The following is a 21,247-nucleotide window of genomic DNA, read 5'->3' as shown; positions in this document are numbered from 1 at the left end:
CAGACGACACATCGAACCAATTAAATTCTAAAAACTCGCCAGGGCAGAGCGAAAAAAGTAACGCCTCTTTACCCTGGTGGCGGAGTTGGAAAGTCATGGTTCCCGTTTGGCTGCTGATCTGTGGCCTCGTCTGGTTAGGAATTCACTTCAATATTGATCGCGGCGTCATTGGTGGCACCGTCCTCGTTATCGGTTTAATCTCGAATGCTTTTGCCTGGCTGCTGGGCATCATTGCCTTAGTGCCGATTCTTGGGCCGCTCATTGTTAAGGTATTATCGATAGGTTTTATTTGGCTGATTAATGCTGTCGGCTATCTCGTATCTTTCATCGCCATCCGGCGTGGATATTCTAAGGATGTACTTACCTATCGTGGCCTCACCATCGCAGTGATTATTGGCATTGTGATTGGCTATGTGCTGGGGAAATTAATTTAGGTTTGCGCACCCTTGAATACTGAGCGATATGATCGGTTATAAACGGATTTTCAATAACGTATTTGCGCATTATTTATCTTTCTGGAGAAAGAAAAATTGAATCTGTTACCATAAACAGTGACAGTCAACGAGATGGCTGTGAATGGAGTTGTAGGTGAAAGATAGAATATGTACTGCCTGTTATCACGTGGGTAAACCCACCACGCAAGGCATAGAAAGTTTCTTTGTCGATGCCCTGATCTGGTTGTCCTTCTCCAGTTTCGCCATCCTCTCGGCCATGATCCCGCTGATGATCATCCCCATCGCCTGGACCACCTTTCACATCGCCGTCTACAACAAAACCACCTGCCCAAAATGCGGCAAGCTCAACATGGTGAGCCTGAATAGCCGCAAAGGGCGTGAAGCACTCAAAGGCCCGAAATTCGTCATTTCCTACACCGCCACCGAAGAAGAGGCCGAAAAAATCGCGGCAGCAATACGACCCGAACAGCCGGAACGGCGACAGGAGCGGCGGCGGGAGGGAGAGTGAGGGTGGCTAGATTTGGGTCACAGCGACAGCTTGGGCAGGTATTTCTGAAATTCGGAGAAACGCGACGCGCCGAAAAGTATCTCGCGGATGATTTGTAGCGTCCAGCGCTCACCCAATACCGATGCGGCTTTGGAGATCGGACAAAATTCTGAATAATCATACATTGATTCAATCCACTGACCGGTCAAACCCAAACTTCAAAAATTGTAGTTGTTTGCTACAGTTTTTGCACTAAACTCCTCGGAGCGGCTCGACTATATTCTCTCTGTCGTCATCAACAACAAAGGGAGAGATAACATGAGCACAGTAACTGCAAAAACCGTATCACAAGCCAGCATTCCGAGCCCGGCAGAAATCCGCGCCAGGGTGAAAGCTGTCTGGGAATCAGGAGATTATGCGCGCTTTGCCAAGTACCTGGAGCCTGGCGCGTTGCAGATTCTCGATGAGCTTGCCATCGAGGCGGGTGAAAATATATTAGACGTTGCCTGCGGTGCCGGCCAGATTGCCATTCCCTCCGCCCGGAAAGGGGCGAAGGTGACGGGGCTGGATATTGCCGACAATCTGGTGCAGGCCGCCCGCCAACGCGCCGAGGCCGAGGGGATCGAGATCCGCTTTGATCAGGGTGATGCCTGCGAGTTGCCCTATAGCGACAATCAATTCGATCGCGTCTACAGCTTGATCGGCGCCATGTTTGCACCCTATCCGCAACAAGTCGCCAACGAATTGGTGCGTGTTGTCCGTCCGGGCGGAAAAATTCAGATGATCAATTGGACCCCCGAAGGGATGGTGGGTGAAATGTTACGTACCGTTTCCAGATACGCCCCGCCTCCCGCGGGTGTGGTGCCGCCGACGTTGTGGGGCAATGAGGAGACAGTACTGGAGCGCTTTGGCGAGGTAGTCGAAGACATTAAACTGAAACGCAATTATTATCCGGAATTCAATTACCCGTTCGCGCCGCAAAAAGTCGCCGACTGGTTCATCGATTATTACGGGCCGACCCATCGCGCCTATCAGGCAACCGCTGAAGAACGGCGGGATGAGTTGCGCAATGAACTCAGCGACATCTTCAGTCGCTACAACACCCGTCACGATGGTACAACATCACTCAAAGCCGAGTACTTGGCCGTCAGCGCTACCAAGCGATAACCACTCAAACATCGGGCCGGGATGCTCCGGCCCGATCAATAGGGAAAGGGTTGCCGGTATAGGTCTGAGAGAATAGCTCGATTCTCGAAGGCGCGCTGCTTTTTACTGTCCGAGTTGATGGCGTTGTTGGGCATCATTGTGCTTTGCCAGCCACCTTTGTTTGCAAATCGTTCAGGTAGCCATGAATGTTCTTAGTGTGACCAATGATGAACCGAGAGACAAAACGGAAAATGGGATTGTAAACCTCCCCATCCTCAGTAATGGTAAGCGTAACGCCCTCAGGTGTAGCTTCAAGATCAAACGCCCAAGTACCACCAAAAGGCAGGTTTGGATCAGCAATGCGCCTCACGAGGCGTTTGCCGGGCACGGCCTCTACTGTCTCATAAGAAATACCTTCATTATGAGAATCGGTTTCCTTCCATACGGGATGCCCGTTCATATCGGGTAGACGCTGAACCCCACTGACGCCACTGCGCCATGTGGGGTAAGCACCAAAATTCGTGATGATCTCCCACAGTTGCTCGGCGCCAACACGAAAGCGGGCCGATTCATTGGCACGATGCTTTTCTGGCAGTAACATCCCAATACCGACAACTACACCAACAAGAACAACAAGCCCAACGCCCAGACCAACGATCCATTTCATTGATGTTCTCCCTTTACTGTTAAGCGCTTACCGAAACCAGCTACCAGCTTTCAGGGTGATGCCCAACGTTCATTCACTACTCCTTACGAGAGAAACTAGCTTAATTAGTGTTAACAGGCCCTAGGGAACTATTAAAAATAGGATGAATCCAGGTTTTTGCCAATGGCGCTAATCTTGTAGAACCTTGTCGCAAGTCAGTTTTGTGTTGCGTACATTTTTCCATGCGTTTACTGCTAGAATAGACCTTTGTCTTGATACCAGTCACTCGCCATGAATAACTTTTTCCCCTGGAACAACGTCTTTGCCGCGGCTGAAACCTGTCTTGCCGCAAATACGGTCGCGGATAAGCTGACGCTAACCCAAGCAGCGGCGCAGGCCTGGCGTGAAGGTAAGCTTGTGCACGAAGCGCGGGGTGAACCGGCGCCGATCGAGGAACCCGGTCGACCGGAGAAACCGGTGTTGGTGTCGCCTTTGGAAGTGCCGAAGCGGGGCCTGGGAACCGTGGAGGGGCGGGCGGCGCTGATACATGCGTTGTCGCATATCGAATTCAATGCCATCAATCTGGCCTGGGATGCGGTATATCGTTTTCGCCAGATGCCAACGCAATTTTATGCCGATTGGATTCGGGTGGCGGATGAAGAGGCGTATCACTTTGGGCTGTTGCATGCGCGATTGGAAGCGCTGGGTTATCAGTATGGTGATTTTCCCGCGCATAACAGCTTGTGGGAAATGGCGTGCAAGACGGCGCTTGATCCGATGGTGCGCATGGCGCTGGTGCCACGCGTGTTGGAAGCGCGGGGTTTGGATGTGACGCCGGGTATTATGAAGCGTTTGCGCAAGGTGGACGATGCAGAAACCGTGGCGGTGTTGGAAATTATTTTGCGCGATGAAATCGGTCATGTCGAAATCGGTTCGCGCTGGTTTCAATTTGAATGTGAAAAACGCGGGATTGATTCACAAGCGACCTTCCGGGAACTGATTACTGAATATTACGGTGGTCAATTACGTGGGCCGTTCCATACGGCGGCACGGGTACAGGCCGGATTTACCGAATCTGAGTTGGATGCACTGGAGCGTTTGGCGGCAACTGGCGCATCGATGTAGGGTGGATGAGGCGTTGCCGTAATCCACCAAGCCGTCGCCAAAGGCGACACAACGATAAAACATCCGGCACCATGCCCGATGGTTAGAGCCTGCCCCGTGAGCGTAGCGAATGTTTTGGGCATTGCGCCCTACCACACCAACCCGTAAAGTAGAGTTTTACAGGGAATAAAGCCCAGCCACAGAAGCCATCCACAGAGGGAACTGTTGTGAATAGCTCTGGATTTTTACCGCGCGCACAATTCCAAAGCTTGCTGGATCAATTGCAGCAGGCGGGCTATCGCTGTGTCGGTCCGCAAGTGCGTGATGGCGCGATTATTTATGATGATCTCGATTCCGTGACGCAATTGCCGCTGGGTTGGCAAGACGAACAAACTCCCGGCCATTATCAACTGCATCAACATTCTGAGCCCCGTTATTTCGCTTGGGCCAATGGCCCGCAGGCACTCAAACCATTTACCTTTGCAGCTCATGAAACTTTGTGGCGTGTTGAGCGTGATGCACAAGGGCGACTGGCTTTTGTCGAAAACCTGCCGCCAGTCGAACCTTATGCCGTGATCGGTGTGCGCAGTTGTGATCTCGCGGCACTGAAGATTCAGGATAAAGTATTTCGCGATGGGGCTTATCAAGATCAGTATTACAGCACGCGTCGCGCAGCTCTGTTTACAGTGGTGGTGAATTGCAGTCATCCGGCGGCGACGTGTTTTTGTGTGTCGACGGGCGACGGCCCTGTCGCCGATGCGGGCTATGATTTGGCGCTGACGGAGTTGGATTCAGGGTTTATTGTGACGGCGGGTAGCAAGACGGGTGAGAAGATTTTTTCACAACTGGCCATGTCGCCTGTCACCGATCATCAACATTACGAATCTGGCGAACAGCGTTTGCAGGCCGAACGTGTGCAACAGCGCGCATTGCCGGGACGGAATCTGCGTGATGTGTTGTTTGCTAATCTTGAGCATCCGCGCTGGGATGAGGTGGCGGCGCGCTGTCTTTCCTGCGGCAATTGTACGCAAGTATGTCCGACCTGTTTTTGTCACAACGAATTTGATGATGCGAAGTTGGATGGTAGAGAATCGCAACATGTCCGCGAATGGGATTCCTGCTTCACGGCGGGACATAGTGCACTGCATGGCCAATTGGTGCGCGGCGAGACAAAGTTACGTTACCGGCAGTGGTTGACGCATAAGCTGGGCAGTTGGCATGACCAATTTGGCCGCAGCGGCTGCGTCGGTTGTGGCCGCTGCATCAGTTGGTGTCCGGTGGGGATCGATATCACCGAAGAAACGGCGGCGATTTGTGGAGGCGGGGCATGAAAATGGAATCGATGTGCATGTATGCCCACCACCCCGCCCATGCGGGCACCCCTCCTCCCCAAAAAATGGGAGGAGGGAATGATCTTCTCCCCTCCTTCACCAAGGAGGGGTGGCGCGATAGCGCCGGGGTGGTTGTGGGATTTGTGTTTAATCAGACCATTGCATCATCATGAATAACGCAGTGTTCCATAACCCCTATCTTCCTGCCGAAGCCGAAATCGTCGAGCGCATTGAAGAATCGCCCACCATTTTTACATTACGGTTGCGGTTGACTGGTCCCGTGCAACAGCGTTATCGGTTTGAGCCAGGCCAATTCAATATGGTCTATCTTTATGGCGTCGGCGAGGTGGCGATCTCGATCGTTTCCGATCCTGAAGATGAACATCTTTATGATCACACCATTCGTGCCGTTGGGCGGGTGACGCGTGGCCTGGCCAGGCTGAAAACCGGAGACCATGTCGGGATTCGCGGCCCGTATGGGCGCGGTTGGCCGTTGGCACTGGCGGAGGGCCGGGATGTGGTGATCATCACCGGGGGACTGGGCTGTGCGCCGGTGGTGTCGGTGATCAATTACATTATTAAGCGCCGCGAGCGGTTTGGGCGGCTGATCATCATGCAGGGTGTTAAACACAGTGATGATCTGTTGTGGCGTGAACGTTACGAGCATTGGCGCAGTCTGCCGCAGACGCAAGTGGTGGTGGCAGCCGACAAGGGTGGTCCGCAGTGGCCATGGCGCATAGGTCGGGTGATCGAGATGTTCGACGAGGTGCAGTTCGATCCGGCCCGCGCCATCGCCATGATGTGTGGGCCGGAGGGCATGATGCGGGCGGCAGTCGAGCGGCTGAGTTCGCGGGGCGTGCCGGAGGACTTGCTTTTTATGAGTTTGGAACGCAACATGAAGTGTGCGGTCGGACATTGCGGCCATTGCCAGTTTGGTAGCCGTTTTGTTTGTAGGGATGGGCCGGTATTTTCCTATAGTCAAATTAGCCAGCTGATGGGCCATAAGGGGTTCTAAGCGGCAGGGAGGCTGTGGCATGAATCCATATTCTTATGAAGAAGAAATGGCTTGGCGCAAGTCGCGGGAATTGGCCTGGGAGATCTTCGGTGTGACGGCGGCCAGCGATTTTGGCGGCGACGGGCAGCTGAAGAATGAGATTCGCACGGCAAGCTTCGCCATCATGGGTAATCTGGCCGAGGGTTTTGAGCGCGGATTAGTGCCTGAATTTTCCCACTACCTGACTACAGCCAAACAACACCTCGCCCGCTTGGGGCAGCAAATGCAAGCGGTGGAACGGGCGAAATATCTCGAGCAAGTGTTGTGTCACCGCATCAACTTTCTGGTCGAAGATCTCGGGTTCCTGGTCAGTAGCTTGATGACACATGTTCATGCGTCGCGCATTAGCCTGGATGTGGAAAGTGAAGTCCTCGAAGAAGTCTGATTCACGTCCCCGAATTGCTGTTCACAAATTTAGTTCCTGCGATGGTTGTCAGTTGGCGTTTTTGAATGCCGGTGAAGATTTGCTCACCCTTTCGCAATTGGTTCAGATTGTGCATTTTGCTGAGGCAGGCATGGTGGCGCCTGAGGTGGATGTTGACATCGCCTTTATCGAGGGCAGTATTAGTACGCCCGATGAAGCGAAACGGATTCGTGCCATCCGTGAGAAGAGTAAATATTTGATTACCATTGGTGCCTGTGCGACGGCAGGCGGAATACAGGCGCTGCGTAATGGCGCCGATAGCGATGCCTGGCGCGCGGCCATTTATCCTTCGCCGCAATTTATCGAGAGTCTGGCCACTTCAACAGCTATCGCACAACATGTTCGCGTTGATCTTGAGTTGTGGGGTTGTCCGGTGAATAGCCTGCAGGTGCTTTCTGCAACGCGGGATTTGTTATCGGGTGTGGTGCCGGCACCAGTGCGTGACAGTGTCTGTATCGAATGTAAGCGCCAGGGAAACGTCTGTGTTATGGTGGCGCGGCAAGAGCCTTGTCTCGGACCGGTGACGCAAACCGGATGCGGCGCCTTGTGTCCGAGTCATGGTCGTGGTTGTTATGCCTGTTATGGGCCGTCAGAAAATCCGAATACTACCGCCTTGGCGAATCAATTACGCATGATTGGTTTATCTGACCAAGAAATCGCCCGCCGTTTTCTGTTTATCAATAATCAAGCGCCAGTATTTGCTGCCGCAGCAGAGCAGGCACTAACTCCCTCCCTCTTGCAGGGGGAAGGGGTTTGAGTTCAGTGTATTTTACCGTTGATCCGATAAGGCAGAGTGATGACTGAAACACGCGAAATCAGTATCAAAGTGCCGGTGCTGGCGCGAGTGGAAGGTGAAGGGGCGCTGGATCTTGAGATCAGCAATGGACAGATTCAAAACCTGAAACTGCGTATCTACGAGCCACCACGATATTTTGAGAAATTTCTCGAAGGCCGTTCTTATACCGAAATACCGGATATCGTGGCCCGCATTTGCGGGATTTGTCCGGTGGCCTATCAGATGAGTGCGGTGCAGGCCATCGAGTCGGCGTTTGGCTGTGAGCCGGGGCCATGGGTGCAGGCGATGCGGCGCTTGATGTATTGCGGCGAATGGATTGAAAGCCACGCCTTGCACATTCATTTGCTGGCGGCGCCGGATTATCTCGGCTATGGCAGCATCACGGAAATGGCGGCAGATTACCCGGCAGAGGTGCGGCGCGGGCTGCGAATTCAAGGCTTGGGCAATGAGATTATCCGTTTCCTCGGTGGTCGCTCGGTGCATCCTGTCGGCGTGCGGGCCGGAGGATTTCATTCGGCGCCGAAAGAACGCGATGCAGCGGCATTAAGGTTGAAACTGGAAGCGGCGTTAGCCGATGCCGAGTCGCTTGTGCGTTGGGTCGCAGGCATGTCGCTGCCACAACACGGACAAGTATTTACCAGTGTGGCGATGCACAATGGTGAGCGTTATCCGATGTCCGAGGGTCGTATAGTCTCCGATCAGGGTTTGGAGTGTAGCGCTGCCGAATTTGAACAGCATTTCCGGGAAGAGCAGGTTTCTTATTCAACAGCGCTGCATTGCCGCCTTCACGGCGAACCGTATCTGGTGGGGCCGTTGGCGCGGTTGAATCTCAATCACACGCTATTACCTGAATCGATTCAATCACTATGCCGTGAATCAGGTCTGGTGTGGCCGAGTCGTAATATGTTTCAGAGCATTATTGCACGGGCGATTGAGATTTATTTTGCCTTAGTCGAGGCGATTTGCCTGTTGGCAGACTATCAGCCGGACACACCCTATCAGGAGATCAAACCCAAGGCTGCAATTGGTTACGGCTGCACCGAGGCGCCGCGTGGCTTGTTATGGCATCGTTACGAGTTCAATGATCGCGGTGATATTGTCAGCGCGCGGATTGTGCCGCCGACGAGTCAGAATCAGGCGCGCATTGAACAGGATATTGCCCGTGCGTTGCAGAGTTTCGGTCTGGAAAAATCAGATGATCAATTACGACTGCAAGCTGAAATGGTGATCCGTAATTATGATCCCTGTATTTCCTGTTCCACCCATTTTCTGAAATTAAATGTCGAACGTTGCTGAAAAGATTTTTCTGAAAATAATCGGCGTTGGCTCCCCAATTGGCGATGATGATATCGGTTGGCGAGTGATTGATACTTTGTCAGCGGCGCCATGGTTACAACCCTGGCTAGGTCGCGGTGTGGAGTTGATATCTCTGGATCGGCCTGGTATTTCCTTGTTGGAACAAATGGTGGATGTGTCGCAGGGGGTGGTGATCGATGCGATGAGTAGCGGTAGGCAGCCAGGGGCGGTCGCTCGTTTTGAATGGCCATTTTCAACACAAGAGGCTGGTTTGCTGTCGAGTCATGGTTTTGGGGTGGGGGATGCCTTATGCCTGGGGCAGGCGCTGGGGACTTTGCCAGCAAAACTATGGGTGTGGGGGGTGGAGATTCAGTCTTTCGCAGGGGGGGCTGGCCCTGGCCGCTGGACCCAAGATCAGATTGCGAAGATCTTGCAACCTATTGAAAATGAATTACAATTAATAATTGACAGGGAAATTGTCAAGCCCGGCCATGAGTAAACGCGCAAAGCTAAAGCGAAATAGCCCTAATATTAGCTAAGGTTTTGGATTTATTGGCCGATTATTTAATGGAGGGTTATTATGAATGAGTTTTTAAACATGAATATTACGATGACAAAGATCTGGATTTTGGCAGGCTTGCTAGCGTTAGCGATACTCGCACTCTAGCATTCCTAAAATCCAGTTCAGCAGTCTTGTAAGTCTCCCCGCGTATTGATATTTAATACCTTCGCGTTTTCGTCTAAAGAAATCACCTCAACGATCTGTGCATCCAGCCATTTCATCACGGCTTGATGTTCGTTGGCGGCGCGCTCCAGGGTTTTTTCACACATCGATACCTCTATCAGCATGGGGAACGGTTGCAAACCGTTGGCATCACGCGTGATGCAGAGATTGGCATTACGCTTGGTTAATGCAGTAAGCATCAGTTCACTAACATTAGACGGCAGCTGCGGCATATCGCAGGCGACAATCAAGGCATAGGGCGTGATCGTCGCAGTCAGTCCTGTATGGATTCCGGCTAGCGGGCCGGCATAATCTGCCAGGTTGTCAGGCAATACCTGATCACCATATGGGGCGTAATCATCAAGATGACGGTTGGCGATAATGATGATGCGCGAAACTTGTGGCCGTAACGCTGCAGTGACGTGTGCGACGAGCGGTCTTCCCTGGTATTCGACCAGACCTTTATCAGCACCACCAAGGCGTGAACCGCGGCCGCCAGCGAGAACAATGCCGGTGATTAAATCTCTCATTCGCCCATTAATTCCCTGAACGGAATAAAACGTATCGGGTCGCCGTTGGCGATACTTTTACCCGCAGGTACAACCGCAAAACCATCAGTCTCGGCAAGGGCGATCAGCGCCGCGGAATCCTGATTGGGATGGGGGCGGACAATCGATTGACCATCGCTATTGGTTTTGCAGTAGACGGCAAGGTAGGTATCGCGCTCTGGTGGCTTGCTGATATCGAAGTTGGCCTGTGCTCGATAGGCCGCAGGCACGACTGAACGGCATCCTTGTCGCGCCAGCAAATAAGGACGGACAAAGAGACAAAAGGTGACGATGGCAGAAACGGGGTTGCCGGGCAGGCCGATAAATGGTGTGTTTGCTACACGGCCAAAGGCAAATGGTTTGCCTGGTTTGATCCGCACACGCCATAGCGCAATCTCACCCAATTCCGACACAGCATCGCGCAAGTGATCCTCTTCGCCAACGGACATGCCACCGTTACTCAGAATCAAATCGGCATTTTGAGTGGCGTTTAGCAGGCAATCGCGGACTGCATCAAGGCGATCAGGAATGACACCATAGTCGATGACTTCGCAATTAAGCCGCTTTAGCAGCGCCTGCAAGCCATAGGGATTGGCATTGTAGATTTTACCAAGAGGCAACGGATTGCCTGGCGCAATGAGTTCATCCCCATTACTGAGCAGCGCGACCCGAAGTCGGCGTGTCACTTCCAGGTGATCGACACCAATCGACGCTGCGAGGGCCAGATGCGGGGTGCGTAAGCGAGCGCCGCGTGCAATCACTTTCATGTTGCGCTGAACATGACAGCCCAGGGGACGCACGTTTTGCCCAGGCGTGACAGGCGTGTCGATCAGAACTTGATCACCCTCGGTGCGGGTGTACTCCTGCATTACCACGGCATCAGCACCGGTTGGCAGGATGGCACCGGTGAAAATACGCGCCGCACAGCCGGGTTCCAGCGTGATTTTGGAACTGCCCGCAGGCAGGCGGATGCCGACCTTTAGCTTTTGGTTTTGTCCGCTCAGATCAGTACTGCGAACGGCATAGCCATCCATTGCGCTGGTATCGGCTGTAGGAATATCCGTGACTGCGATCAGATCCTTGGCAAGGATACGATTGTCCGCATCTAACAACGAAACGACTTCTGTTTGTATAACCGGAGAGGCCTGAAGCAGTAAGCGGTCAAGTGTTTCTTCGACGCTGTTGAGATCGTGGTTGGGGCAGGAAAGGTCCATATTTTAAGGAGAATAAATGATTTGCTACTGTTGAAGATACAGGAAAAACTGATAAATACAAAGTTGTTGACTGAGCGCGATGGTCCGCACCAATCGTGTGCGGGTTTTTAGATGGCGAACTGAGAATGGTGCGTTTAGTGTTGTAGTCCAAAAATTATAATTACATAACCAATTGTATTTAATAAGATTATATATTGTGGCATGGTCATTGCTCCTGTCTCAAATAACAGATTGCTGTACAGATCATTTACTGACGGTAGTCGGTTTTTGTTGACCACAATGAAGGAGTGTTTGCATGTCAAATAATGACAATGAAATTGAAAAACCGGAATCGCTATCACGGCGCAAATTGATCAAGGGTGCAGGTGCGCTGCTGGGCGGCGCAGCATTGATGGGTATGGTGCCACCGGGTATTCGCAACGCGGCTTGGGCCGCGGGTTCGGATGCGCCGGAGAAGACGGATTTGACGATTGGTTTTATTCCGCTGACTGATTGCGCCTCGGTGGTGATGGCTGCCACGCTGGGGTTGGACAAGAAATACGGGATCAAGATTACGCCCAGTAAAGAGGCATCATGGGCGGCGGTGCGCGATAAATTGACCACGGGCGAGTTGGATGCATCTCATGTTTTATATGGTCTGATTTATGGCGTGCATCTTGGTATTGGTGGGATGAAAAAGGACATGGCTGTTCTCATGAATCTCAATCATAACGGTCAGGCGATCACGTTAGCCAATCAGCTCAAGGAAAAGGGGGTGACCGATGGTACATCGCTGGCAAAGCTCGTTAAAGCGGAGCCGCGTGAATACACCTTTGCCCAAACATTTCCGACGGGCACGCATGCGATGTGGTTGTATTACTGGTTGGCTACCAATGGCATCAATCCATTTACTGACGTGAAGACCATTACTGTGCCTCCGCCGCAGATGGTGGCCAATATGCGGATCGGCAATATGGATGGCTTCTGTGTCGGTGAGCCATGGAATGCGCGGGCGATCTTCGACAACATCTGTTTTACCGCCGTGACTACACAAGACATATGGACCGATCATCCTGAAAAGGTATTGGGCACAACCGCCGAGTTTGTGCAGAAATATCCCAACACGACACGTGCCCTGATTATGGCGGTGCTGGAAGCTTCGCGTTATATCGATACCATGAGCAACCGCTCGCAGGTTGCGAAGGTGATTTCTGAGAAATCCTATGTCAATGCGCCGTTTGATGTCATTGAAGACCGCATGCTGGGGCAGTATCAGAATGGATTAGGCAAGAAGTGGCAGGATCAAAATTACATGAAGTTCTACAACGAAGGCACGGTGAACTTCCCGTATCTGTCGGATGGTATGTGGTTCCTGACGCAGCATAAACGTTGGGGTCTGCTCAAGACTGATCCTGATTATCTGGCGGTTGCGAAGCAGATCAATCAGATCGAGTTATACAAACAGGCGGCAACACAGGTCAAGGCACCGATACCGAAAGATCCGATGCGCAGCAGCAAATTGATCGATGGCACGGTGTGGGATGGCAAAAATCCGGCGCAGTATGCGGCGGGTTTTAAGATCAAAGCATAGAGAAAGAGAATTTGGACAATAGCTTATGAGTGTAATTCCTATGAAAGTGGTAGATAACACGACGGTTACCTCCCTTGAATCAATCACGGCAAAGGCTCAGACGCCGACGCCGATAGTTGTCTCTGTAACAAGGCCGAAAGCGACCTGGGTTAAGCCGGTATTGCACTGGTTATTGCCGCCGGTAATTGGTCTGACACTGTTTGTGTTGGTGTGGCAATTGCTATCGCAGAGTACGCCCAATCTGCCGAGTCCGGGCAAGACCTGGGTATCGGCGGTGGAGTTGTTCAGTGATCCCTTTTATCGCAAAGGGCCCAATGATCAGGGTATCGGCTGGAATATTTTGAGTTCGCTGCAACGGGTGGAAATCGGCTTTGGACTGGCGGCATTGATCGGGATTCCGCTCGGCTTCATGATTGGCCGTTTCAAATTTCTCAACGGTATGTTGTCACCGATCATCAGCTTGCTGCGACCGGTGTCGCCGCTTGCGTGGTTGCCGATCGGACTGCTGGTGTTTCAGGCGGCCAATCCGGCCTCGATCTGGGTAATCTTCATCTCCAGTATCTGGCCGATCATCATCAACACGGCGGTCGGCGTGACGCGTGTGCCGCAGGATTACATGAATGTGGCGCGTGTACTCAATCTCTCCGAGTGGAAGATCATGACGCGTATTCTGTTCCCCGCCGTGCTGCCCTACATGATGACGGGTATTCGCCTCTCAATTGGCGTGGCCTGGCTGGTGATCGTGGCGGCCGAGATGTTAACCGGCGGCAAGGGGATCGGTTTCTGGGTATGGGATGAGTGGAACAATCTCAATGTTGAACACATTATCATCGCTATCTTTGTTGTTGGCATCATCGGCTTGCTGCTGGAACAGATGCTGTTGCTGATGGCTAAACGCTTTACTTACGAGGAGTGATCCATGGACAAATATGTACAACTTGACCATGTGGACATGGTGTTCAATACCAAGAAAGGTGACTTCATCGCGCTACACGATGTCAATGTCGGCATTGAACAAGGGCAGTTTGTTTCCATTATCGGGCATTCTGGTTGTGGCAAATCGACAGTGCTAAATTTGGTGGCTGGACTGCTGGAGCCAACGGCAGGGGCGATGCTCTGTGCGGGCCGCGAAATCGCCGGCCCCGGCCCTGAACGAGCGGTTGTGTTTCAGAATCATTCGCTGTTACCGTGGCTGACCTGCTTTGAAAATGTCTATCTGGCGGTCGAGCAGGTATTTGCAGGAAAGGAAAACAAGAGCCAGATGCAAAAGCGCACTCACGATGCGTTGGCACTTGTCGGATTGTCACATGCCGAGCACAAACATCCACGTGAAATTTCCGGCGGCATGAAGCAGCGTGTAGGTATCGCCCGTGCATTGGCGGTTGAGCCTAAAGTGCTGCTGATGGATGAGCCCTTTGGCGCACTCGATGCATTGACACGGGCACATCTTCAAGACGAACTAATGTGCATTCAAGCCAAGACCAAGAGTACTGTCATCATGGTGACTCATGATGTCGATGAGGCGGTGTTGTTGTCGGACAAGATCGTGATGATGACTAATGGCCCGGCGGCGACCGTGGGCGAGATACTCGATGTTAATTTGCCGCGGCCGCGTGACCGATTGGCGCTGGCGGATGATGCGCGTTATGCCTGGTGCCGGACTCAAGTGCTTAGGTTCCTTTATGAGCGCCAGCGTAAGCCGGACGAGAAGGTGGCGTGAAGTGAAATTCTGAAATAACATCGTGGTCACGAATATCCCCTCTTCCTTTCCCAAATGTATAAATTGGGCGGAGAGAGGCCTCATAGACGGGTGTGAACAAAAGGTGAGCTCACTCTATATTTTTTCTTTCAGCACCCTCTTTTTCATGGCCTCTTTTCTTTCGGCGGTATAGGCCCACCATTTCTGCGCAGGCTCACCCTCCATGTAACGTACGGCGGCGATGAAGGTGTCGATCATGCAGTGGTCGTGGCGTTTGTGGGTAATACGGCAGAGGTTATCGTACATCTGATAGGGGTCTTTGCCGATCAGCTCGTTGGGGTGGTGGATGTCGATGAGAGCCTGCCCCACGAAGTGCTTTGGGCATGGCGAGATAGCGGACGAGGGCCTTGCCGATGTTGGGGATGTCGGTGAGATTTTCGATGCCTGTTCTGTTCATGGGTTTATCTCCATTACAGTAATGTCAGGGTTCGGGTCATACCCAAAATCGCGATTACTTGCGGGTGATGAGATACAATAGCACCAGATTGATGAGCAGCAGCATGATGCTCAGGCCGCGCCAGAAGGCGATCGGATTACGGTGCAGCAATGGCTGCCCCTCTTTGATGAGGGTGGGGTTGGGCGTGGCGAGGTCGGTGATGAATTCAGACATCACTGCGTAACGCTGCGAGGGGTTGAGGTGCAGCGCCTTTTCCAGTGCGCCGTCGATCCAGGCGGGGATTTCGGAGTTGATATGACGTGCGGGGATGTAACTGACGCGGCGCAGTGAGCGGGCGCTGAGCGGGCCGCCGTAGGGGAGTTTGCCGGTGAGCATCTCGTAGGCGATGACTCCGATGGAGTAGAGGTCGCTGTGCACGGTGCCGGGGTAGCCTTGAAAATATTCGGGCGCGGCGTAGTCGTAGGTGCCGAGCAGTTCGCCGTGTTCGATGGGCGTGTTGATCTCCTGAATGCCGGCAATTTTGGTTGAACCAAAATCAACGATCTTCACGATGCCATGCATATCGATCATGATGTTACCGGGCTTGAGGTCCTGGTGGATCATTTCTTGACGGTGAAAGGCGCGCACACCGGCAATGATTTGCTCGATGAGTGGCCGCACGTTGCTAATATCAGCCTGCGGATGGTCATTGATCCACTGCTCCAGCGTCTGTCCTTCGATGTACTCAGTAATGTAGTAGAGAAAACGGCGTCGTCGTCGTGGCTCGAGCACCTTGAGTACGTGGGGACTGTGGATGCGTTTTCCAACCCACTCTTCATGCAAAAAACCATCGATATAGTGCGCGTCATCCTCAAAATTTACCGAGGGTGTTTTCATAATCACTTTTTCGTTACTTTCTGTATCCAGTGCCAGATAGACCTGCGTGCGTTTGCTGGCGTGCAGTTCGCGCAGGATCTTGTAACCGTCGATGATCTGGCCACTCTCCAGCGGTGGCGGGAAGGGGAGTTCGGTGAGATGCCGATAAAACTCTTCTTCGTTCTGATCAGGCAATGAGGTCACTGCAAGCAACTGGCAGGTAACGTTGTCATGGCTGCCGTTTTCCAGTGCCCGAGTGGCAATAGCTCGCGCGGCGCGTTCCGGTTGTGTGGCGTGCAACTGACAGAGTTCCAGCAATGTCTTATCATTAACGTAATCATGCACGCCATCAGTGGTGAGCAGATAGAGATCGTCGTTTTCCACTGGCAGACTGCGATAGTCGATCTCAATCGAGATGTCGGCCCCCATGGCGCGGCAGAGAAATGCTTTTTCACTGCTGGCCCAGGTCTGATGGTCACGGGTGAGACATTGCAACTCACCACCGCGTAGCCGCCAGATGCGGCTATCACCCACATGAAACAAATGGGCGGTAGTGGACTTGAAGATAATGGCGCTGAAGGTGGTGAGCATCCCCTGTCCTGAACTAAAACTACTCTGCCCCTGACCATAGAGCCAGCGATTGAGAGCCCCCAGCACCTTCTGGCCTGAATTTTTTACCGTCCACGACTCCGGTGTGCTGTAGTAGTCGCTGAAAAACCCCTTGATGCATGCCTCTGCCGCCTCACGTCCTGCCTCGGCACTGCTCACGCCATCGGCAATCGCCACCGCAATGCCCTTAGTGGTCAGCAACGAACCTTCTGGCACACGAATACCGCAGGCATCTTCGTTATACTTCTTGATGCCTTTTTCGCTGTATTGAGCGGCACTGATCGTAAGGGCTGAACTCATCTGCTTATCGCATCCAACTGCCTATTAATGTGTGTGGTGAAACGCATTTGATTGTAAACTACCATCTATAAATGTAGATACCATCTTTATCGATGGCGGGTTCAGGTTTTTTCCGTCTCGGGTAATGGTAGCTAACCACTACGAGATTTAATATACAAGGGTGGTTTAGGCGCTTTTTGTCGTAATCTACCAAGCGTTGCGTAGCAACACCGTCTACAGAACGAATGGAGACGCAGAGGCAAGGAAATGCTGGCAAGTCCATCAAAACGCTGGTCACAACATGTCACCAACACCAGCAATGCGCTTGATCTGGAGGAGGGTGTATTTACTCTCGCCGATCCGCACGAAATCGCACTGTCACTCAAACGTTCAGCCGACCACAGCCGACGCCGCAAGGTCAGCCCCTTTCAATCGGCGATGTCGATGTTGAATTTCTACATTAATCGCGCCGGACGCAAGCTTCCGCCCGAGCAAAGAGCTCGCCTCGAAGCCGCGAAGGATGAACTGCGTGTACTTTATGGACGGCCGCGCCACCTGAATAAGAAAAAGTAAGATGCCGTGATAAACGACGCGCATCGGTTATTTCAATATATGGCTGGGCCATGAGTTGGGACCACAATCGGGGAAGTGTGTGGCCCTGATGAGATATCAAAAATGACTGGATGATGATAGGTTTCCTTGAATGGATTGCCCAAAATGCAGGTACGTTCGCAAGTCTGAAGACCAGGCTCCGCCCTGGCAGTGTCCGCAGTGCGGTGTCGCCTATGGCAAGGTAATGGGCCATGGTGGTTCGCCTGAGAAAATTCCCACAAAGATGAAAGGTGCGATTCAGCCTCGTGGTGCGCAACCAGTGAAAATTAAGACAGGCGATGGTTTTAAGAAATTCCGCATATTGATTTTATTGCTGGTGTTGCTAGGAGTGGCGTTGGACGCCTGGCTGACGAAGGTGAGGTCGACCGGCTGGGATCGGCCGTTGCGCGTGGTGGTGTATCCCATTGCTGCGGACGCAGGCGAGGAGGTGGCGGGTTACCTGCCAACCTTGTCTAACGAGAATTTCAAGGCCATTGATGAGTATTTTCACAACGAGGCGCAACGCTACAAAATAGCGCTGAAAAATCCGATGGATGTGCATCTCGGCCCCATGATGAAGGAACTGCCGCCGTTGCCGCCGGTGAAGGGCAACATTTTGGAAATCATGTGGTGGAGCCTGAAATTGCGTTACTGGGCAATGGTGATGGATGAATATGACGGCCCCAGGCCGGATATTCGCGTGTTTGTGTTGTATCACATATTGGCAGACAACAAACGATTGCCACATTCGACTGGATTGCAAAAGGGAATGCTGAGCGTGGTGCACGCCTTTGCCGATAGACGTTTGGCGGAGAGCAACAATGTAGTCATCACCCATGAGTTGCTGCACACCTTGGGTGCGACCGATAAATATGACCTGGCAACCGGCATGCCGATCTATCCGCTTGGATTTGCCGAGCCGGATAAATCACCGCGTTATCCGCAAAGATGGGCCGAGATCATGGGCGGCTATATCCCTGTATCAGAAACCAAGGCCGAACAGCCTCGCAGTTTGGCGGAGACTTTGGTTGGGGAGACGACGGCGATTGAGATCGGTTGGCGGGCCAGTCACTAAGTGAGTTTCATGTAACAAACAATATAAAGGAACCTCTGATTAATTCGCTGAAACAGCGGGCTGAACACGCCCTTGTGCCACAACAGCCCCTTCACTGATATCGTAATCATTTTCCGATAGATGTGTGGCAAAGCCATGAAACAACGTATGGCGCGATGCTGGTTTATTAATCTCTGCGGGTATAATTCCCCGCAGCGTGCTGAGAACCAGATTGTAGCGATAGTTAAAGAGGGCAGCCCTTTAACTATTCACCCTCACCCTGAGGGAGCAGGGTGAAGAGGGTAGTAGCGAGCGTTGTTTGTACGTTTTGAACGAGTGTTCACCAGTGCGCCCGTTGAGCAGCCGGTGTGGCGTAATCACTGGGATACACTTGCCACGCTGTTTTCCTATCCGCTAGATTCGCAGAGTGATCTACACCGGCAACACCATCGAATCTTTATAACAACTCTTTTCGCGCCAGCATCCCATTATTTAAGGGTTCTGGTCCCGTGCATGTCCAGGTATTTGATCCGGTGGAATAGGTCGCAAACCTGTTAAAATAAGGCACAATTTCGGTCTATTCAGAGGATAGCTCTTTGTTTGCTCACTTTTCGTTACATCCTCTTCTCCTCAAAGCCCTCAATGAGCAAGGTCTGCAACGGCCCACACCCGTACAGCAGGCGGCGATCCCTCTGGCCCTGGATTCTGTGGATTTACAGGTCAGCGCAGAGACGGGCACGGGTAAAACCCTCGCCTATCTGGTGCCTACGGTTCAGCATCTGTTGAGTCACGCCAACCCAGAGGAGGGCACGCGGGCCTTGATTCTGGTGCCTACCCGTGAACTCGCCCAGCAAGTGGCGGAGGTGGCCAAGGCCCTCACGCAGTTCACCCGGTTGCGTGTGGTGATGGTCTCCGGTGGCGAGCCGATCAAGGCTCAGGGTGAAATATTGCAGGATGGCGTAGATATTATCGTGGCCACCACGGGTCGTCTGTTGGAACACCTGGAAACGCACAACATTGACTTGGCCGGGTTGGAGGTTCTGGTACTGGATGAAGCTGACCGTATGTTAGATATGGGTTTTAGCAGTGATGTGTTGACCATTGCCGCAGCCTCGAATCCTCAACGTCAAACGCTGTTGTTCTCGGCCACGATGAATAACAAATCGTTGCCAACAGTTGCGGCCAAGGTGCTGCGTGAACCGGAGTACATTGATGCCACCACTCTGGCGGCACAGACGCCTTCGATTCGCGAGCAGATTGTGCTTTCTGATGAGAAGGAGCACAAACAGCAACAGGTGTTGTGGCTGTTGCAAAATGAGCGTTACGACATAGCTCTAGTGTTCACCAATAGCCGTGATCAGGCGGATAAACTCTGCAGTGTGTTGACCCAGCATCGTCAGCGCGTGGGCGTTTTACACGGCGAAATGGAACCGTCGCGGCGTAGGCGGGTGATGGAGCTGGTACGCGAAGGCAAGATTAGCATCTTGATTGCTACTGAGTTGGCCGCACGAGGCTTGGATATTGATGGGATTGATCTGGTGATCAACTTTGATATGGCGCGTCGTGGCGATCAATACATTCACCGCATCGGTCGTACCGGTCGTGCGGGTGAAGAGGGGCTGGCGGTCAGCCTGGTGAATACCCACGAATGGAATACTGCCGAAGGTATTCAACGTTATCTTAAACGTAAATTTGAGCGCCGCGTGTTGCCTGGTCTTGAGGCTCGTTTCGCTGGGCCCAAAAAGTCAAAGTCGGGGGCTAAAAAGAAAAAGACCGAGAAAAAATCCGAAAAAGTTAAGGTCAAGAAACGTCGGCGTGATACTGAGAATGTAGGTAAGCGCCGTGTGCCAGTGGCACAGAAAGATAAATCATCTGACGCCTGATATTTAGGCGCTAGTGGTGACCTCTGGGTGGCGACACAAATGCAAAACAGGCATGGGGCGAGGGCGCCATTCTATAAAAGGGCGCTGCTGACTTAACGCTGATCTCCTGAAAAAAGTAGAAGACCATGAGTTCAAAAAATCGCGTTGCAGAGCAACTCAATCAAGCCATTTTCTGGCATCAGCAGGGAAGTAATAATAACGCCTTGCGCATGTATCAGCAGGTGCTGGTGGCTGATCCTCGAAACTTCACTGCGTTGCACTACATGGGGATTTTGTATGGGCAGATGGGGCGTTTTGACGATGCGCTGGTTGCCTTGACGCAAGCGTGCAGGGTACAGCCGGATGATTTTGAGGTGCACTTTAACCGCGGTAAGGCGCTGCATGAGCTTAACCGTTATGCGGAAGCGTTGGTTAGTTACGATCAGTCGATTTCGTTAAATCCTGATTACACGGATGCGTACAACAACAAGGGAATCGTGCTGGATGAGCTGCGGCGGCATGACGAGGCGCTGATCAATTTCGATAAGGCTTTGCGGCTGAATCCTAATCTGGCGGAGGTTCACAATAATCGGGGTAACGTGTTGAAGGATATGCAGCGCTACGAGGAGGCGTTAGTGAGTTTTGGCAAGGCGATTGCGCTCAATAACCAGTTTGCAGAGGCATATAACAATCGCGGGGTGGTCTTAAAAGTGCTTTGGCGGCTTGATGAGGCGTTGAGTGATTTCGACAGGGCAATCGCGTATAAATTCGAATACGCCGAAGCGCATGGTAATCGGGGTAACGCGCTAAGAGATCTACATCGCTACGATGAGGCGTTGGCCAGTTACGATCAGTCAATCGCGCTAGATCCGAATCAGTCTTACATGTATGGCTGTCGTTTGCATGCCCAAATGTCGATCTGCGACTGGCAAGATTTCGCCCCCCGTGTCGCCGAGCTCCAGCAACGGTTAGCCCGCCATCACCCCGCCGCCTTACCCTTTCATTTACTGGCCGCCCCGTTCACCGCCCAGGACTTGAAACACGCC

22 protein-coding genes and 2 pseudogenes are annotated in these 21,247 nt (G+C 52.5%); 18 read left to right on the top strand and 6 right to left on the bottom strand.

Annotated features, from left to right (window positions below; translation table 11 throughout):
• Nucleotides 1-71 precede the first annotated feature (71 nt).
• Nucleotides 72-434: pseudogene (locus HY272_05455) on the top strand (hypothetical protein).
• Between the two features lie 154 nt (nucleotides 435-588).
• A complete protein-coding gene (locus tag HY272_05450; GenBank protein ID MBI3772125.1) occupies nucleotides 589-963 on the top strand; it encodes a hypothetical protein in 375 nt (124 codons plus the stop codon).
• 17 nt (nucleotides 964-980) lie between these two features.
• On the opposite strand, the gene HY272_05445 is transcribed toward HY272_05450, so the two are convergent.
• Nucleotides 981-1,127 (bottom strand): helix-turn-helix transcriptional regulator, encoded by a 147-nt coding sequence (locus HY272_05445; GenBank protein MBI3772124.1) that lies wholly within the window; start codon nucleotides 1,125-1,127, stop codon nucleotides 981-983.
• Nucleotides 1,128-1,260: 133 nt separating this feature from the next.
• Between HY272_05445 and HY272_05440 the strand changes: the two genes are divergently transcribed.
• Entirely contained in the window at nucleotides 1,261-2,109 is an 849-nt protein-coding gene (locus HY272_05440; GenBank protein ID MBI3772123.1) for a class I SAM-dependent methyltransferase, read from the top strand.
• A 133-nt stretch (nucleotides 2,110-2,242) separates the two neighbouring features.
• On the opposite strand, the gene HY272_05435 is transcribed toward HY272_05440, so the two are convergent.
• On the bottom strand, nucleotides 2,243-2,755 hold the full coding sequence (locus HY272_05435) for an SRPBCC family protein (GenBank protein MBI3772122.1): 513 nt from the start codon (nucleotides 2,753-2,755) through the stop codon (nucleotides 2,243-2,245).
• 270 nt (nucleotides 2,756-3,025) lie between these two features.
• Between HY272_05435 and HY272_05430 the strand changes: the two genes are divergently transcribed.
• From HY272_05430 to HY272_05395, 8 genes are all read left to right on the top strand, one after another.
• A complete protein-coding gene (locus HY272_05430; protein MBI3772121.1) occupies nucleotides 3,026-3,859 on the top strand; it encodes a ferritin-like domain-containing protein in 834 nt (277 codons plus the stop codon).
• Nucleotides 3,860-4,065: 206 nt separating this feature from the next.
• Nucleotides 4,066-5,169 carry a 4Fe-4S dicluster domain-containing protein gene (locus tag HY272_05425; protein ID MBI3772120.1) on the top strand — a complete coding sequence of 368 codons (1,104 nt, stop codon included), beginning with the start codon at nucleotides 4,066-4,068 and terminating at the stop codon, nucleotides 5,167-5,169.
• Nucleotides 5,166-5,342 (top strand): hypothetical protein, encoded by a 177-nt coding sequence (locus tag HY272_05420; GenBank protein MBI3772119.1) that lies wholly within the window; start codon nucleotides 5,166-5,168, stop codon nucleotides 5,340-5,342. Before HY272_05425 ends, HY272_05420 begins: the two co-directional genes overlap by 4 nt.
• On the top strand, nucleotides 5,339-6,184 hold the full coding sequence (locus HY272_05415) for an FAD/NAD(P)-binding protein (protein MBI3772118.1): 846 nt from the start codon (nucleotides 5,339-5,341) through the stop codon (nucleotides 6,182-6,184). Before HY272_05420 ends, HY272_05415 begins: the two co-directional genes overlap by 4 nt.
• A 19-nt stretch (nucleotides 6,185-6,203) precedes the next feature.
• Complete coding sequence (locus HY272_05410) at nucleotides 6,204-6,608, top strand: four helix bundle protein (protein MBI3772117.1); 405 nt, start codon at nucleotides 6,204-6,206, stop codon at nucleotides 6,606-6,608.
• Nucleotides 6,577-7,404 (top strand): sulfhydrogenase subunit delta, encoded by an 828-nt coding sequence (locus HY272_05405; protein ID MBI3772116.1) that lies wholly within the window; start codon nucleotides 6,577-6,579, stop codon nucleotides 7,402-7,404. The genes HY272_05410 and HY272_05405 overlap by 32 nt, the downstream gene beginning before the upstream one ends.
• Before the next feature lie 39 nt (nucleotides 7,405-7,443).
• Nucleotides 7,444-8,739 (top strand): Ni/Fe hydrogenase subunit alpha, encoded by a 1,296-nt coding sequence (locus HY272_05400; protein ID MBI3772115.1) that lies wholly within the window; start codon nucleotides 7,444-7,446, stop codon nucleotides 8,737-8,739.
• Nucleotides 8,723-9,238 (top strand): hydrogenase maturation protease, encoded by a 516-nt coding sequence (locus HY272_05395; GenBank protein ID MBI3772114.1) that lies wholly within the window; start codon nucleotides 8,723-8,725, stop codon nucleotides 9,236-9,238. The genes HY272_05400 and HY272_05395 overlap by 17 nt, the downstream gene beginning before the upstream one ends.
• A gap of 185 nt (nucleotides 9,239-9,423) precedes the next feature.
• On the opposite strand, the gene mobA is transcribed toward HY272_05395, so the two are convergent.
• Nucleotides 9,424-9,993, bottom strand: coding sequence for a molybdenum cofactor guanylyltransferase (gene mobA, locus HY272_05390; protein ID MBI3772113.1), 570 nt, complete (start codon nucleotides 9,991-9,993; stop codon nucleotides 9,424-9,426).
• Entirely contained in the window at nucleotides 9,990-11,225 is a 1,236-nt protein-coding gene (locus HY272_05385; GenBank protein ID MBI3772112.1) for a molybdopterin molybdotransferase MoeA, read from the bottom strand. Before HY272_05385 ends, mobA begins: the two co-directional genes overlap by 4 nt.
• Before the next feature lie 295 nt (nucleotides 11,226-11,520).
• Between HY272_05385 and HY272_05380 the strand changes: the two genes are divergently transcribed.
• From HY272_05380 to HY272_05370, 3 genes are read left to right on the top strand one after another with little or no spacing between them, the layout of a single operon-like run.
• Entirely contained in the window at nucleotides 11,521-12,795 is a 1,275-nt protein-coding gene (locus HY272_05380; protein ID MBI3772111.1) for an ABC transporter substrate-binding protein, read from the top strand.
• A 25-nt stretch (nucleotides 12,796-12,820) separates the two neighbouring features.
• A complete protein-coding gene (gene ntrB, locus HY272_05375) occupies nucleotides 12,821-13,711 on the top strand; it encodes a nitrate ABC transporter permease (protein MBI3772110.1) in 891 nt (296 codons plus the stop codon).
• Between the two features lie 3 nt (nucleotides 13,712-13,714).
• Nucleotides 13,715-14,515 carry an ABC transporter ATP-binding protein gene (locus HY272_05370; GenBank protein ID MBI3772109.1) on the top strand — a complete coding sequence of 267 codons (801 nt, stop codon included), beginning with the start codon at nucleotides 13,715-13,717 and terminating at the stop codon, nucleotides 14,513-14,515.
• Nucleotides 14,516-14,629: 114 nt separating this feature from the next.
• Here HY272_05370 and HY272_05365 read toward each other — a convergent pair.
• Nucleotides 14,630-14,951 (bottom strand): annotated as a pseudogene (locus HY272_05365) (helix-hairpin-helix domain-containing protein).
• Nucleotides 14,952-15,005: 54 nt separating this feature from the next.
• On the bottom strand, nucleotides 15,006-16,715 hold the full coding sequence (locus tag HY272_05360; protein MBI3772108.1) for a bifunctional protein-serine/threonine kinase/phosphatase: 1,710 nt from the start codon (nucleotides 16,713-16,715) through the stop codon (nucleotides 15,006-15,008).
• 246 nt (nucleotides 16,716-16,961) lie between these two features.
• On the opposite strand from HY272_05360, the gene HY272_05355 reads away from it, so the two are divergent.
• The 4 genes from HY272_05355 to HY272_05340 all read left to right on the top strand — a co-directional run.
• Entirely contained in the window at nucleotides 16,962-17,267 is a 306-nt protein-coding gene (locus HY272_05355; protein MBI3772107.1) for a DUF3175 domain-containing protein, read from the top strand.
• 262 nt (nucleotides 17,268-17,529) lie between these two features.
• Nucleotides 17,530-18,360, top strand: a complete 831-nt coding sequence (locus HY272_05350) for a hypothetical protein (protein MBI3772106.1) — start codon at nucleotides 17,530-17,532, stop codon at nucleotides 18,358-18,360.
• A gap of 548 nt (nucleotides 18,361-18,908) precedes the next feature.
• A complete protein-coding gene (locus tag HY272_05345; protein MBI3772105.1) occupies nucleotides 18,909-20,222 on the top strand; it encodes a DEAD/DEAH box helicase in 1,314 nt (437 codons plus the stop codon).
• A 125-nt stretch (nucleotides 20,223-20,347) separates the two neighbouring features.
• On the top strand, nucleotides 20,348-21,247 hold a 900-nt coding region (locus HY272_05340; protein ID MBI3772104.1), incomplete at its 3' end, for a tetratricopeptide repeat protein.

The organism is Gammaproteobacteria bacterium, assembly GCA_016200485.1.
Classification (GTDB): Bacteria; Pseudomonadota; Gammaproteobacteria; order Tenderiales; family Tenderiaceae; genus JACQEP01.
Note: the sequence above shows the minus strand (reverse complement) of the source record. Positions and strands in the feature narration are given on the sequence as shown.